This is a genomic window from Nonomuraea sp. NPDC050227, from assembly GCF_044459705.1.
Taxonomy (GTDB): Bacteria; Actinomycetota; Actinomycetes; order Streptosporangiales; family Streptosporangiaceae; genus Nonomuraea.
The window spans coordinates 162,980-176,884 of the sequence record NZ_JBITJF010000011.1 but is presented as its reverse complement, the minus strand read 5'-3'; the positions used below and the strand labels follow the sequence as shown (position 1 = coordinate 176,884).

Below are 13,905 nucleotides of genomic sequence, written 5' to 3'. Positions count from 1 at the left end.
AGTCCGTCCCATGTCGATGTACCGCCGGCTGGCCATGGGCCGCTACCTCGCCTCCGAGCACACCCAGGGGCCGTGGGACCCGGGCTCCCAGCACATGGGCCCGGTGACCGCCCTGATGGCGCACGAGCTCGACCGCACCGCGCCGCTGCCCGGCCTGGCGCTGTCCAGGCTGGCGGTCGACGTGTTCGCCCCGGTGCCCGTGGCCGAGCTGGAGGTCGTCACCGACGTCGTCCGCGACGGCAAGCGGGTGCAGTGCCTGTCGGCGGCCGTGCTGTCCGGCGGGCGCGAGTACGCCAGGGCCACCGCGTGGCGCATCCGCGAGGCCGACACGCCCGCCACGCCGGCCGCCGGGCCGCCCGCGCCCGTGCCGCCGCCCTCGCCCGAGCACGCGGCGTCCTACCTGGTGTCGGGCTTCGGCTACGGCAGGGCGTTCGACTGGCGGTTCGCCCGCGGCGGCCCGATGCTGCCCGGCCCGGCCACGGTGTGGGGCAGGCTGACCGTGCCGCTGGTGGAGGGCGAGGAGATCACCCCGTTCGAACGGCTGGCCGCGTTCGCCGACAGCGGCAACGGCGTGAGCCCGGCCGTCGACTTCGCCACCCACGTCTTCGTCAACGTCGACCTGACGATCTCGCTGTTCCGCACCCCGGTGGGCGAGTGGACCTGCATGGACGCGGCCACCGCGATCGGCCCCTCCGGCCGCGGCCTGACCCGCACCACCCTGTACGACGAGCGCGGCGAAGTCGGCACGGCGACTCAGACGTTGTTCGTCGCGCCGAGGTAGCGCTGCGTCATGATGGTGGGATGGTGATCGACCTCAACGCCGACCTCGGTGAGGGTTTCGGCATCTGGCGGCTCGGCGACGACCTCGCGCTGCTCGACATCGTCACCAGCGCCAACGTCGCCTGCGGCTTCCACGCGGGCGACCCGGTGACGATCAGGCGCACGTGCGCCGCGGCCGTCGACCGCGGCGTGTCGATCGGCGCCCAGGTGTCCTACCGCGACCTGGCCCACTTCGGCCGCAGGGAGATGGAGGTCGAGCCCGAGGAGCTGTGCGCCGAGGTGCTCTACCAGCTCGCGGCCGTCGACGGCATCGCCAGGGCGATGGGCGGCCGGGTCTCCTACGTCAAGCCGCACGGCGCCCTGTACAACCGGGTCTGCCGCGACGAGGTGCAGGCGGCGGCGGTGATCGACGCGGTCGCCGACTACGACCCGACGCTGCCGGTGCTGACGCTGCCGGTCTCGGTCGTGCACGAGGTGGCCGCGGCGGCGGGCGTCCCGACGGTGAGCGAGGCGTTCGCCGACCGGGCGTACACGGCGGCGGGGGCGCTGGTGCCGCGGCGCGAGGCGGGGGCGGTGATCCACGACGCGGCGGCGGTGACCGCGCGGGCCCGCCGGATGGCCCTGGAGGGCTCTGTGACGGCCGTGGACGGCAGCCCGGTGTCCGTCTCCGCCCGGTCGCTGTGCGTCCACGGAGACACCCCTGACGCCGTCGGGCTGGCCCGTGCCGTGCGCAACGACCTGCTGGCGGCCGGAGTGGTCCTGCAGGCGTTCGCGTGATCCGTCCGGCGGGAGAGCACGCGCTGCTCGTCGAGACCGGGTCGCTGGCGGCCTCCCACCGGCTCGACGCGGCGCTGCGGGCCGAGCGGCCCGAGGGGGTCGTGGAGGTCGTGCCGGGGCCGGAGACCGTGCTGGTGGTGGCGCCGGGCGCCGACCGGGAGCGGTTGCGGGCCAGGCTGACGGCCTTGACGGGATCGGCGCGCGAGGCAGCGGCCGGGGCGGACGCGCCGGCCGGGCCGATGGTGACGATTCCCGTCGTCTATGACGGGGCCGATCTCGATTCCGTCGCGGCGCTGGCCGGGATCTCGGCCGAGGAGGTGGTCGCCCGGCACACCGGGCGCGAGCTGGTGGTCGGGTGGCTGGGGTTCGCCCCGGGGTTCGCCTATCTGACCGGGCTCGACCCCGTGCTGGAGCTGCCCCGGCTGGACACGCCGCGCACGTCGGTGCCGGCCGGCTCGGTGGCGGTCGCGGGGCCGTACTCGGCGGTCTACCCGACGGCCTCGCCCGGCGGGTGGCGGCTGCTGGGGCGCACGGCGACCCGGGTGTGGGACGTGACGGCCGAGCCGCCGTCGTTGTTCCGGCCGGGGATGCGCGTGCGGTTCGAGCGCGCATGATCGAGGTGATCGCGCCCGGCCCTTACGCGACCGTCCAGGATCTGGGGCGGCCGGGCCTGGCCCATCTGGGCGTCCCGCGCTCGGGGGCGGCCGACGCGCCGAGCCTGCGGCTGGCCAACCGGCTCGTGGGCAACCGCGAGGACGCGGCGGGCGTCGAGGTGACGTTCGGGCTGGCGCGGCTGCGGTTCCACGAGGGCGCTTGGGCGGCGCTGACCGGCGCGCCGGCGGAGGCGCGGATGGGGGCGCCGTTCTGGGTGCCGCCGGGGGGCGAGCTGCGGCTGGGTGCGCCGGAGTGGGGGCTGCGCACGTACGTGGCGGTGCGCGGCGGGATCGCGGTCGAGCCGGTGCTGGGCAGCCGGTCCACCGACTCGCTGTCGGGGCTCGGCCCCGAGCCGTTGCGGGCCGGGACGCTGCTGCCGGTGGGCGGGTCCGCCGCCGGGGAGATCTCGGTGGACCTGGCGCCGCCGCCGGGGCCCGCACCCGCCGTGCTGCGGGTGCTCGCCGGGCCGCGGGACGACTGGTTCGTCCCTGGGGCGCTGGAGGCGCTGTGCGGGGGGCCGTACGAGGTGAGCCAGGACAGCAACCGCGTCGGGGTGCGGCTGCGCGGGCCCGGGCTGACGCGGGCCAGGCAGGGCGAGCTGCCGAGCGAGGGCATGGTCACCGGCGCGGTGCAGGTGCCGCCGAGCGGGCAGCCGATCGTGTTCCTCGCCGACCACCCGCCCACGGGCGGCTACCCGGTGATCGCGGTGGTGCGGCAGGCCGACCTGCCGGTCGCCGCGCAGCTGCGGCCCGGCGACGAGGTGCGCTTCACAACGCGACCTGGCCGCTGACGCAGGTGACGACCGACCCGCCGACCCACACGTCACGATCGTCGGCGGTGATCCGCACACGCCCGGCGCGGCCGAGCACGGTCCCCTGCCCCGCCGTGTACGGCGCCTTCGCCCGCCCCGTGCGCAGCAGGAACTGCGCCAGGGACGCGTGCAGGCTGCCGGTCACCGGATCCTCGACGTCGGGGGCGAAGACGCGCACCTCGTAGGCGTACGGCGAGCCCTCCGGGCAGGGCCCCGCCACGCCGACCATGTGCTCGATCGCGCCCGGCCGCAGCTCCAGCACCTCCTCGGCGGCGGCGAGCAGGACGACCACCCAGCCGGGCCCGTTGTCGGCCCATTCGACGGCCAGCATGCGCTCGCGTCCGATGCGCAGGGTCTCGGCCAGCCGCTCGGCCAGCTCCTCCTCGACCGGCCCGGACCGCAGCAGCTCGGGCGCGGCGAAGGCGAGCCCGTCCGCGGTCCTGCGCACCCGGATCAGCCCGGCGTCGCACTCCTGGACGATCTCCGCCGCGTCCCGCGGCCGGCCGCCGCTCTCCAGCCAGGCGTGGCAGGTGCCGAGCGTGGGATGCCCGGCGAAGGGCAGCTCGCCGCCCCCGGTGAAGATCCGGACCCGGTAGTCGGCCCCGGGCACGGTCGGGGGCAGCACGAACGTCGTCTCGGACAGGTTCGTCCAGGCGGCGAAGCGCCGCATCTCCTCGGTGTCCAGCCCTTGGCCGTCGAGCACGACCGCGAGCGGGTTGCCGCGATAAGGGACGGAGGTGAACACGTCGACCTGACGGAATGCACGTTGCATACGCGCAGTCTGGCCGACGGGTCTTCCGCCGGTAACCCCGCGCGCTCACACTGGGCGATGTGGCGGACTACGACGTGCTGGTGCTCGGCTCCGGTCCCGGCGGGCAGAAGGCCGCCATCGCGGCGGCGAAGCTGGGCCGGCGCGTCGCCATGGTCGAGAAACGGAACATGATCGGCGGCGTCTGCATCAACACCGGCACGATCCCGTCCAAGACGCTGCGCGAGGCGGTCCTCTACCTCACCGGCCTCAACCAGCGGGAGCTGTACGGCGCCAGCTACCGCGTCAAGGACGAGATCACGGTCGCCGACCTCGGGATGCGCACCCAGCACGTGATCGGCCGCGAGATCCAGGTGATCCGCAGCCAGCTCGGCCGCAACCACGTCACGGTCCTGCCCGGCACCGGACGGTTCCTCGACCCGCACACCATCGGGATCAGCGGCGACGAGGAGCGCAAGGTCACCGCCGACCGGATCGTGATCGCCACCGGCACCTCCCCCGCCCGCCCGGACAGCGTGCAGTTCGACGAGCGCACGGTCATCGACTCCGACGCGATCCTGCACCTGGACCGGGTGCCCGAGACCATGGTCGTGGTCGGCGCCGGGGTCATCGGCATCGAGTACGCCTCCATGTTCGCCGCCCTCGGCACCAAGGTGACCGTGGTCGAACGGCGCGAGCGCATGCTGGAGTTCTGCGACCTGGAGATCGTCGAGGCGCTCAAGTACCACCTGCGCGACCTGGCGGTGACCTTCCGCTTCGGCGAGCACGTCGCCGCCGTCGAACGCCGCCCGCGCGGCGCGCTGACCCTGCTGGAGAGCGGCAAGCGCATCCCCGCCGACTGCGTCATGTACTCGGCCGGACGCCAGGGCAGGACGGCCGAGCTGAACCTGGAGGCCGCCGGGCTGGCCGCCGACGACCGCGGCCGGATCCGGGTGGACGAGCACTACGCCACGGCCGTGCCGCACATCTACGCGGTCGGCGACGTGATCGGCTTCCCGGCGCTGGCCGCCACCTCGATGGAGCAGGGCCGGGTGGCCGCCCAGCACGCCTGCGGCGAACCCGTGGCGGAGCTGCGGGAGCTGCCGCCCATCGGCATCTACACGATCCCCGAGATCAGCTTCGTCGGGAGGTCGGAGGACGAGCTGACCCGCGACCGGATCCCGTTCGAGGTGGGCATCTCGCGCTACCGGGAGCTGGCCAGGGGGCAGATCATCGGCGACTCGTACGGGATGCTCAAGCTGCTGGTCTCCTCGGAGGACCGGCGGCTGCTCGGCGTGCACGTGTTCGGCACGGGGGCCACCGAGCTGGTGCACATCGGCCAGACCGTGATGGGCTGCGGCGGGACCGTCGACTACCTGGTCAACGCGGTGTTCAACTATCCGACGCTGGCGGAGTCGTACAAGGTGGCGGCGCTGGACGCGATGAACAAGATGCGGGTGGTGGCCCGGCTCACCGCCGACATGTGACTTCTCCCAATTGTCGGTTGTGACCGCTACGCTCCTCGATGGTTCATCTACAGGAGGCGTACGTGCGCAGCGAGGCCACGGGGAGGTGGCTGCCCGCGTTCCTGCTGCTGGCCGCCATCTGGGGCAACAGTTTCTTCTTCATCAAGATCGCCGTCGGCGCGCTGCACCCGCTGCAGGTGTCGTTCGGCCGCATGGCGGTCGGCGCGGCGACCCTGCTGGTCGCGCTCGCGGTGACCAGGCGGCCGCTCCCCCGCGACCCGCGGCTGTGGGGGCACTTCCAGATCGCCTCCGTCGTGCTCACCACGCTGCCCTTCACCCTGTTCGCCTACGGCGAGCAGTACGTCTCCTCCGTCGTCGCCGCGATCTGGAACGCCACCACGCCGCTGTGCACCCTGGCCTTCACGCTGGTGCTGCGCGCCGAGCGGGCGACCGCCGCGCGGGCGGCCGGGCTCGGTCTCGGGTTCGCCGGCGTCATGGTGGTGCTCGGGGTGTGGCAGCCCATGGCGGGCGGGCAGCTCGGCGGCAGCCTGGCCTGCTTCGGGGCGGCGCTGTGCTACGGGGTCGGCGGGGCGTACATGGGGCGCTTCATCACCGGGCGGCGGTCCGAGCCGCCGGTGGTGCTGGCCGCGGGGCAGCTTCTGACCGGCGCGGCCCAGCTCGCGGTGATCACGCTGGTGGCGGGCGTGCCGCTGGTGGACACCGCGGCGCCCGCCGAGGTCTGGTGGAGCCTGCTGGGCCTCGGCGGCCTCGGCACGGGCGTGGCCTACCTGCTGCTGTACCGGGTCCAGGCCCAGGCGGGCGTGACGACGACCTCGACGGTGACGTACCTGCTGCCGGTGTTCGCGGTGGCCTCCGGCGTGCTGCTGCTCGACGAGACGATCACCTGGAACCAGCCGGTGGGCGCGCTGGTCATCCTGCTGGCCATCGCGCTCACCCAGGGCGCGCTGCGCGTGCCCGCGCGCTCAGCCGTCCGCTGAGGGACGGCGTCCGCGGGGCGCGGGCTTCTTGCGGCCCGCCACCAGCGTGTCGCCGGGCACGGGGGCCGGCGCGGGTTCCTCGGTGGCCGGCGGGCCGGCGGGGCGCGTGCGGGTCCGGGGGTGCGGCATGGTGTCGGTCATGGGCGAGGGCGCGTCCCCGGCCTGCTGACCGGCCTCCTCGGGGACGGCGTCCTCGGCCGGTCTCGACCGGCGGGCGGGCGGGACGGCGTCCTCGGCCGGCTTCGACTGACGGGCGGGCGGATCGGCATCCTCGGCCGGTCTCGACTGGCGGGCCGGTGCGTCGGCGTCGCGCAGGGAGGCGATGACCCGGTCGGCCTCGGCGTCGGCGGCGAACTCGTTGGCCGCCTCCGTCTCCCGCCTGCGGATCACCACCATGTGGTCGACCGACAGCCGTCCGGCGCCCACGACGGCGAGCAGGATGGCGGCCGCCCCGAGCAGGATCAGCTCGTTCATGCTGATGGGGTTGAGCGGCGGGGCCACCAGGAAGACGCCCAGCGCCTCGGCGAACAGGATCAGCCCGGTGACGGCGACCCCCAGCCCGGCGATCAGCAGCGCTCCGCCGATCAGCTCGGTGAGCATGGTGACCGTGGCCCACGCGCCAGGAGCGGGCGCGCCCTGCTGGAGGAACTTCGCGCCGGTGGCGGTGAGCCCGTCCTCCAGCTTGGTCCAGCCGTTGGCGAAGAAGATGCCGCCCACGCCGACGCGGGCGACTAAGGCGGCGACATCACGCAGGGCCTGTTTCACGATATTTGTCTGCCCTGTCCGGGGCACGGCACACCTCAATCACGGCTGAGCAGCATGGCCACCGCGACGGCGGTCAGGCCGAGCAGGACGACGCTGACCACCACGGTCGTGTGCAGGGCGTTGACGAAGGCCCAGCGTGCGGCGTCGAGCAGCGCGTCGCCGGTGCTGCCGCCGATCTCGCGGGCGACGTGGGCGGCGCCGGCCAGCGACTGCCTGGCCTGGTCCATGCCGCCCGCCGACACGCCGGGCACGGCGGGCAGGGCGGGCGCGTAGGCGAGCGTGGTGATCGTGCCCAGCACGGCGACGCCGAGGCCCGCGCCCAGCTCGTACGCGGTCTCCTCGATGGCCGCGGCCCCGCCGGCCCGGGACTCGGGCACCGAGGACATGATCGTGTCGGAGGCGGCCAGCAGCGCCACCTGCACGCCGAACCCGATGCCCACGAAGCAGACCGCCAGCATCACCGGATGGCCCTCGACGCCCCAGCCCAGCGTGGGCGTCAGGGCCAGCGCGACGAGCCCGAGCCCGCCGCTCATCGTGGCGCGCATGCCGATCCTGGGCAGGATGTGGGCCGCCGCGAGCCCGCCGGTGACGGCCGACAGCACCAGCGGCAACATCCTGACCGCCGCGCGCACCGGGCTGTCGCCCAGCACGAGCTGCAGGTACTGGGCCAGCATGAGCTGGAGCCCGACCAGCGCGAACACGCCCAGCAGCACGCCGGCCACGCCGGTGGTGAACTCCCGCCGCCGGAACAGGGCCAGCTCCAGCAGCGGCGCCGGCAGACGGGACTGGCGGCGGACGAACGCGACCAGCAGCCCCGCGCCGCCGAGGAAGACCAGCACCGAGGCCCAGAACGGCAGCAGGGTCCCCGACCCGGCCTCCTTCAGCCCGAAGGCCAGGGCGAGCAGGCCGAGCACCGACAACACGGCGCTCGTCGCGTCCCAAGGACGTTCCCTGCGCAGCGGCGACTCCGGCAGCAGCCGGACGGCCAGCGGCAGCAGCACCAGCAGGATCGGCACGTTGATCAGGAAGACCGCGCCCCACCAGAGGCCGACCAGCACGCCGCCGATCAGCGGGCCCACCGCCGCCCCTGCCGCGGCGACCGCGCTCCAGACGCCGAGCGCGACGGCCCGCTCGCGCCGGTCGGTGAACACCTGGCGGATCAGCGAGAGCGTGGCCGGCATGATCATGGCGCCGCCGACGCCGAGCAGCGCCCTGGCCAGGATCAGGGTCAGCGGCGTGGGCGCGAACGCCGCTCCCGCCGAGGCCACGCCGAACAGCACGAAACCGCCCAGGACCAGCCGCTTGCGGCCGTAGCGGTCGCCGAGCGTGCCGAACACGATGAGCAGCGGCGCGACGACGAGCGAGTAGCTGTCGATGATCCACAGCAGCTCGACGGAGGACGGTTCGAGCGCGGCCGTGAGCGCGGGCACCGCGATGTGCAGGACGGTGGCGTCGACCGTGATCAGCAGCAGGCTCAGGCAGAGCAGCACGAGGACGGCCCAGCGGTTGTCCCGTCGCGGGCGATCGGCACGCCGTACGAGGGGTGCGGCCTGGGTGACGGTCATGGGCCTCCTTGCAGGCCGATCCGGTCACCAGGGCCTGCACGTGCAGAACGGTCGAAAGCGGGGGAACTCACGGGGGGCGGTCTCGCGCCCTCTCCTGCCGCGGCTCTCCACTCCGGCTTGCGTGGCAGCTTAGGCCATGCCAGGCGCTCGGCATAGCGGTATGGGCCGATCCGCGAGGCCCCCCACCTCTCTAGTGAGATACAGCCATATGTCCGGATCTACCCAACCTCCATCCGTCACCCGATCATGGGAGCCGTGGGGAACGCTGGAAGTGCCGGTAAAGATGATATTTCCGATAAGTCCTCACGCGAGTGGTGCACCGAGGCCCTGACCAGGCTGAACGCGGGCCGTCCCGAATCGGCGCTGGAGGCCGCGCGCCGGGCGGCCGACCTCGACCCCGGCGACGAATGGGCCTGCCGCCTCATCAGCCTGGCCCACGAGCGCCAGGGCCGCGACGCCGACGCCCTCCCCCCGGCAGAACGCGCGGTGGACCTCGCGCCCGGCTCCTGGTCGGCCCGCCTGCGCCTGGCCGCGATCTCCCGCCGGATCCCCGGCCGCTGGCCCGCGGCGGTCGCCGACGCCGTGCTGGCCGCGCGGTTCGCCCCCGAGGAGGCCGACCCCGAGGTCCTGCTCGGCGACCTGGCGCTGCTGCGCGGCGACCATCCGCGGGCCGGGCGGGCCTACCGCGCCGCGCTCGCCACGGCTCCGGCCCATCCGCAGGCCCGCGTGAACCTGGCCCTGTGCCTGCTGCGCTGGGACCGTCCGCGCCCGCACCACGATCCCGCCTGGCCGGTCGACCCGCGCCAGACGGGACGGGCCAGGCGGGCGCTGGAGGTGTGGGCGCGCCAGGCCCGGCTGCTGCTCACCCTGGCCACGATCGCCGTCACGGCGGCCGCGCTGGCCCTCGACTCCGCGGGATGGGCCCGGTGGTGCGGGTTCGCCGCGCTGGCCGCGCTGGTGCCGCTGACGGTCCGGCAGGCGCGGCGGGTGGGGGTCTGGGCGTACGTGCCGGCCATGGCCGGGCGCGATCCCTGGCTGGGCGCGGCCGTGGTGTCGGCCGGGTTGTCGGTGCCGGCGTTCGCGGGGTGGCTGCTGCTGGGCGCGGCGCACGCGGCGCCGTCCTGGCGGGATCCGGTCTGGGCGGGGCTGGCCGGGATCGTGGTGCTGATGTGGCCGGCGCTGACGGTCGTCCGGGTGCTGGCGGAGTCGTGGCGGGGGCGGCCGATGCCCGCGCTGGCCGAGCTGGCCCGCGTCACGGGCGAGCGCACGGCGGCCAGGAACGCCGGCGTGACGTTGTGGATCGTCCTCATCAGGACCTGGTCGGTGCTGGTGCCGCTGGTCGGCGGGGCGCTGGCGGTCGAGCCGCGGGCCGCGGTGGCGGCGGTGGCGGTGCCGTTCCCGATGGTGCGGGCCTGGCTGCGGGCCCGCCGCGGGGGCGACGGCTGGCTGCTGGCGGCGGGCGGGCTGGTGGCGCTCGCCGCCCTGGGCTGCGCCGTCGGCGGCGCGCTGGGGTCGGCCTGGGGCTGGCGGGCGGGGGTGGGCGCGCTCGCCGCGGCGATGACGGTGTTCGCGGCCCGCGCCCTGCGCGCGTGGTGGCGCGGCGCGCCGGGGCCCTGGCGGGCCTCGCTCGTCATGTGCGACCTGCCCATGGGCGGCGCGCCCTCGGTGGTCCTGACCTCGGAGGCACGCCAGGCGTTCTCCTACGCCAGGAGCCTCGTCCTGTCCTACGGCGACCCCGCGGGCCCCCGGGTCGTGGGCGCGGCCGGGTCCGTCACCTCCTCCGGCGAGCTGCGGCTGATCGCCGGGCCCGAGGCGTGGGAGGGCGTGGCGGCCGACCCGCGCGTCGCGGTGTTCGCGGCCGACCCGTTGCAGCGGCGGTTCTGGGTGGAGGTGCGCGGCATCGCCCTGGCCGGTCCGGACGTGCTGCGCGTCACCCCCAAGCAGGTGCTCGTCGGCGAGTTCCCCGGCAGGCACCAGCGACGGTGAATAGAGTTTTGTTCTATGCGGATCCTGCGCACCCCCGAAGAGCGTTTCGCGAACCTGCCCGACTTCCCCTACGAGCCCCGCCACGCCGACCTGCCGGACGGCCCGCGCATGGCCTACGTCGAGGCCGGCCCCGCGGACGGCGAGCCGGTCGTCCTGCTGCACGGCGAGCCGAGCTGGTCCTTCCTCTACCGCCACGTCATGCGCGAGCTGGCCGCGGCCGGGCTGCGCGCGATCGCCCCCGACCTGATCGGCTTCGGCCGCTCGGACAAACCCGTGGACCCCGCCGACCACACCTACGCCAGGCACGTCGAGTGGACCCGCGCGCTGCTGTTCGACGCGCTGGCCCTGGACCGCGTCACCGTCGTCGGCCAGGACTGGGGCGGCCTGATCGGGCTTCGGATCGCCGCCGAGCACCCCGAGCGCGTGGCCAGGATCGTGGCCGCCAACACGGGGTTGCCCTCGGGTGACATTCCCATGCCCGACGTCTGGCACCGCTTCAGGGACACCGTCGCCGGCGCCCCCACGCTGGACATCGCCCGGCTGGTCCAGGCGGGCTGCCGGACGCGCCTCAGCGACGAGGTGCGGGCGGCCTACGACGCGCCGTTCCCGGACGAGTCGTACAAAGCGGGCCCGCGTGCCCTGCCCGGGCTCGTGCCGATCACGCCCGACGACCCCGCCGCGCCCGCCAACCGCGCTGCCTGGCAGATCCTCACCACGCTCGACCGCCCGTTCCTGGTGGCCTTCTCCGACGGCGACCCCATCACCGGCGGCATGGCGCCCATCATGCTCAAGGCCGTCGCGGGCACGGCCGGGCTGTCCCATCCGGTGATCGCCGGCGCCGGCCACTTCCTCCAGGAGGACGCCGGCACCGAACTCGGACGGCGGATCGCCCTTTTCGTGACCTCCACCTAGCGTGTCAGGCCCGCCCAATCGTCGGTCGGGTGCGGTATAACCGGGGGCGGACCGGGGAGGCGTGATGCGTGAGTCCGACAGGGCCCAGGCCGCGGGGCGGGCCGCGGCGCGGGATCTGTTCGAGCAGGTGAGACTGCGTTATTTCCAGATTCCCCCCGCCGTGCGCCGGGTGCTCTACGCCGTCCTGCTCATCGTCGTCATGGGCGTGGGCGCGGCGCTCGGCTGGGATCTGCTGAAGACGTTCCCCCTCGTCCTGATGGCGCTCGCCTTCGTGGCGCTGACCATGCGCTTCCCGCGGGCCGCCGCGACCGCGCTGGTCGTGGCCGGCTGGGTGGTGCTGGCGCTGCCGCTGTTCTCCTGGCGCTTCCCCCCGGGCTCCATGGCGCTGCACGCGATGGTCGCGCTGGCCCTGCCCGTGGCCGCCGCCGCCCACCTCATCCGCTGGGTCACGCCGTGGGTGACCACGCTGGCCGCGCTCGTGCCGGCCGGGGTGCTGGCCTTCGGGCTCTCCTTCGTGTCGGCCGCCGTCGCGCTCTGGGGCGCCTGCCTGGCGGCCGTCGTCGTGCTGGTCCACCGGTTCCTCCAGGCGCGGCGGGCCAAGGCCGAGCTGTCCGCCGAGGAGCAGCAGGTGCGCGTGCGCGCCCGCGAGGGCCGGCCCGAGCCGCAGGCCGACAAGGCGGGCGCGCCGCCGCAGATCTCCGTCGAGGAGGCGCTGGCCGAGCTGGAGGGCATGATCGGGCTGGCGCCGGTCAAGGAGCAGGTCCGCTCGATCGCCGCCTCCATCGAGGCCACCCGGCTGCGGGCCGAGGCCGGCTACACCGCCGAACGCCCGACCAGGCACTTCGTCTTCGTCGGCCCGCCGGGCACCGGCAAGACCAGCGTGGCCCGCGCGCTGGCCAAGATCTTCTACGCGTTCGGCCTGCTGGAGACCCCTTACGTGGTCGAGGCGCAGCGGGCCGACCTGGTGGGCGAGTTCCTCGGCGCGACCGCGATCAAGACCAACGAGCTGGTCGACCGGGCGCTCGGCGGCGTGCTGTTCGTCGACGAGGCCTACAGCCTGGTCAACTCCTCCGACGGCCAGCCCGACAGGTTCGGCGCCGAGGCCGTCCAGACCCTGCTCAAACGGGCCGAGGACGACCGCGAGCGCCTGATCATCATCCTGGCCGGCTACGAGCAGGAGATGGCCTCGTTCCTGTCCAGCAACCCGGGCCTGGCCAGCAGGTTCGCCACCCGGGTGCGCTTCCCCAGCTACTCCGCCCCCGAGCTGGCCGAGATCACCGAGGTGCTCCAGCGGCGCAGGGGCGACACGATGGCCCCCGACGCCAGGCGCGCCCTGCTCGGCCTCTACGAGGACGTCCAGCGGCGCGGCCTGGTCGACGAGCTGGGCAACGCCCGCTTCGTGCGCAGCCTGGTCGAGGCCGCCGCGCAGGCCAGAGACGTGCGCGTGGTGGGCGCCGGCGGCACCCCGACCACCCACGACCTGGTGACCACCACCACGCCCGACGTGACCAAGGCGTTCGAGGAGCTGACCGCCCGCTTCCGCGGCTACGTGGCCACGCCCACGCTGGAGGAGGCGCTGGCCGACCTCGACGCGATGGCCGGTCTTGAGCCGGTCAAGCGGCAGGTGCACGCCATCGCCGCCCAGCTCCAGGTGGCCCGCATGCGGCAGGAGCGCGGGCTGCCCACGCCGCCCCAGATGCGGCACTTCGTCTTCGCCGGGCCGCCCGGCACCGGCAAGACCACCGTCGCGCGGGTGCTCGGCCGCGTCTTCGCCGCGCTCGGCCTGCTGGCCAGGCCCGACGTCGTCGAGGCCCACCGGGCCGACCTGGTCGGCCAGCACCTCGGCGCGACCGCGATCAAGACCAACGAGCTGGTCGACCGGGCGCTCGGCGGCGTGCTGTTCATCGACGAGGCCTACAGCCTGGTCAACCCCGGTTACGCGGGCGGCGACGCCTTCGGCTCCGAGGCCGTCCAGACGCTGCTCAAACGGGCCGAGGACGACCGCGACCGGCTGGTCATCGTGCTGGCCGGCTACTCGCGCGAGATGGACTCCTTCCTGGCCACCAACCCGGGCCTGGCCAGCCGGTTCAACCAGCGCGTGGCCTTCCCCAGCTACTCGCCGCGCGAGCTGTCGCAGATCGCGGTGCTGCTGGCCGGCAAGGCCGGCGACAGCTTCGACGAGCAGGCCCTGCGCGACCTCGACGAGGTGTTCGCCTGGGTGTGCGAGGAACGGCTGATCGACGGCCTGGGCAACGGCCGCTTCGCCCGCTCGTTGTTCGAACGGGCCGCGATGCGCCGTGACGTGCGCCTGGCCGCCCACGCGTCGGGCGGCGGGTCGGCCAGCGCCGCCGACCTCACGACGATCACCAGCGACGACGTGCGCACCGCCGTGGACGAACTTTCCGGACGTTAACCCCTCTTTGGCATTTCCCCGCGCCACGAT

12 protein-coding genes are annotated in these 13,905 nt (G+C 74.4%); 9 read left to right on the top strand and 3 right to left on the bottom strand.

The genetic code is table 11. The features are described 5' to 3' along the window. Positions 1 to 10 precede the first annotated feature (10 nt). From ACIBK9_RS36510 to ACIBK9_RS36495, 4 genes are read left to right on the top strand one after another with little or no spacing between them, the layout of a single operon-like run. Entirely contained in the window at positions 11 to 781 is a 771-nt protein-coding gene (locus ACIBK9_RS36510) for a thioesterase family protein (RefSeq protein ID WP_397163262.1), read from the top strand. A 20-nt stretch (positions 782 to 801) separates the two neighbouring features. Next, positions 802 to 1,557, top strand: coding sequence for a LamB/YcsF family protein (locus tag ACIBK9_RS36505; RefSeq protein ID WP_387663619.1), 756 nt, complete (start codon positions 802 to 804; stop codon positions 1,555 to 1,557). Further along, complete coding sequence (locus tag ACIBK9_RS36500) at positions 1,554 to 2,171, top strand: allophanate hydrolase subunit 1 (protein ID WP_397163260.1); 618 nt, start codon at positions 1,554 to 1,556, stop codon at positions 2,169 to 2,171. The genes ACIBK9_RS36505 and ACIBK9_RS36500 overlap by 4 nt, the downstream gene beginning before the upstream one ends. Further along, entirely contained in the window at positions 2,168 to 3,001 is an 834-nt protein-coding gene (locus ACIBK9_RS36495) for a biotin-dependent carboxyltransferase family protein (RefSeq protein ID WP_397163258.1), read from the top strand. Before ACIBK9_RS36500 ends, ACIBK9_RS36495 begins: the two co-directional genes overlap by 4 nt. On the opposite strand, the gene ACIBK9_RS36490 is transcribed toward ACIBK9_RS36495, so the two are convergent. Continuing rightward, complete coding sequence (locus ACIBK9_RS36490; RefSeq protein WP_397163256.1) at positions 2,979 to 3,794, bottom strand: PhzF family phenazine biosynthesis protein; 816 nt, start codon at positions 3,792 to 3,794, stop codon at positions 2,979 to 2,981. The two genes, ACIBK9_RS36495 and ACIBK9_RS36490, sit on opposite strands and share 23 nt — an antisense overlap. 59 nt (positions 3,795 to 3,853) lie before the next feature. On the opposite strand from ACIBK9_RS36490, the gene sthA reads away from it, so the two are divergent. Together sthA and ACIBK9_RS36480 are read left to right on the top strand one after the other, a co-directional pair. Further along, a complete protein-coding gene (sthA, locus tag ACIBK9_RS36485; RefSeq protein WP_358284239.1) occupies positions 3,854 to 5,257 on the top strand; it encodes a Si-specific NAD(P)(+) transhydrogenase in 1,404 nt (467 codons plus the stop codon). Positions 5,258 to 5,295: 38 nt separating this feature from the next. Continuing rightward, complete coding sequence (locus ACIBK9_RS36480) at positions 5,296 to 6,234, top strand: DMT family transporter (protein WP_397163254.1); 939 nt, start codon at positions 5,296 to 5,298, stop codon at positions 6,232 to 6,234. Here ACIBK9_RS36480 and ACIBK9_RS36475 read toward each other — a convergent pair. Together ACIBK9_RS36475 and ACIBK9_RS36470 are read right to left on the bottom strand one after the other, a co-directional pair. Next, positions 6,220 to 6,999 (bottom strand): DoxX family membrane protein, encoded by a 780-nt coding sequence (locus tag ACIBK9_RS36475; protein ID WP_397163253.1) that lies wholly within the window; start codon positions 6,997 to 6,999, stop codon positions 6,220 to 6,222. The two genes, ACIBK9_RS36480 and ACIBK9_RS36475, sit on opposite strands and share 15 nt — an antisense overlap. A 35-nt stretch (positions 7,000 to 7,034) precedes the next feature. Further along, complete coding sequence (locus ACIBK9_RS36470; RefSeq protein ID WP_358284233.1) at positions 7,035 to 8,564, bottom strand: MFS transporter; 1,530 nt, start codon at positions 8,562 to 8,564, stop codon at positions 7,035 to 7,037. Between the two features lie 246 nt (positions 8,565 to 8,810). Here ACIBK9_RS36470 and ACIBK9_RS36465 point away from each other — a divergent pair, with 246 nt between their 5' ends. From ACIBK9_RS36465 to ACIBK9_RS36455, 3 genes are all read left to right on the top strand, one after another. After that, positions 8,811 to 10,550, top strand: a complete 1,740-nt coding sequence (locus ACIBK9_RS36465) for a hypothetical protein (RefSeq protein WP_397163251.1) — start codon at positions 8,811 to 8,813, stop codon at positions 10,548 to 10,550. A 15-nt stretch (positions 10,551 to 10,565) separates the two neighbouring features. Then, positions 10,566 to 11,462 carry a haloalkane dehalogenase gene (locus ACIBK9_RS36460; RefSeq protein WP_397163249.1) on the top strand — a complete coding sequence of 299 codons (897 nt, stop codon included), beginning with the start codon at positions 10,566 to 10,568 and terminating at the stop codon, positions 11,460 to 11,462. A gap of 64 nt (positions 11,463 to 11,526) precedes the next feature. Next, the gene (locus tag ACIBK9_RS36455; protein WP_397163247.1) at positions 11,527 to 13,875 is read left to right on the top strand and encodes an AAA family ATPase; all 2,349 of its coding nucleotides are present in this window, start codon (positions 11,527 to 11,529) and stop codon (positions 13,873 to 13,875) included. Positions 13,876 to 13,905: the final 30 nt, after the last annotated feature.

Coding starts and splice junctions, on each gene's coding strand:
- ACIBK9_RS36510 (WP_397163262.1), top strand. CDS start 11: ATGTCGATGTACCGCCGGCTGGCCATGGGCCGCTACCTCGCCTCCGAG.
- ACIBK9_RS36505 (WP_387663619.1), top strand. CDS start 802: ATGGTGATCGACCTCAACGCCGACCTCGGTGAGGGTTTCGGCATCTGG.
- ACIBK9_RS36495 (WP_397163258.1), top strand. CDS start 2,168: ATGATCGAGGTGATCGCGCCCGGCCCTTACGCGACCGTCCAGGATCTG.
- ACIBK9_RS36490 (WP_397163256.1), bottom strand. CDS start 3,794: ATGCAACGTGCATTCCGTCAGGTCGACGTGTTCACCTCCGTCCCTTAT.
- ACIBK9_RS36480 (WP_397163254.1), top strand. CDS start 5,296: ATGGTTCATCTACAGGAGGCGTACGTGCGCAGCGAGGCCACGGGGAGG.
- ACIBK9_RS36470 (WP_358284233.1), bottom strand. CDS start 8,564: ATGACCGTCACCCAGGCCGCACCCCTCGTACGGCGTGCCGATCGCCCG.
- ACIBK9_RS36465 (WP_397163251.1), top strand. CDS start 8,811: ATGGGAGCCGTGGGGAACGCTGGAAGTGCCGGTAAAGATGATATTTCC.
- ACIBK9_RS36460 (WP_397163249.1), top strand. CDS start 10,566: ATGCGGATCCTGCGCACCCCCGAAGAGCGTTTCGCGAACCTGCCCGAC.
- ACIBK9_RS36455 (WP_397163247.1), top strand. CDS start 11,527: ATGCGTGAGTCCGACAGGGCCCAGGCCGCGGGGCGGGCCGCGGCGCGG.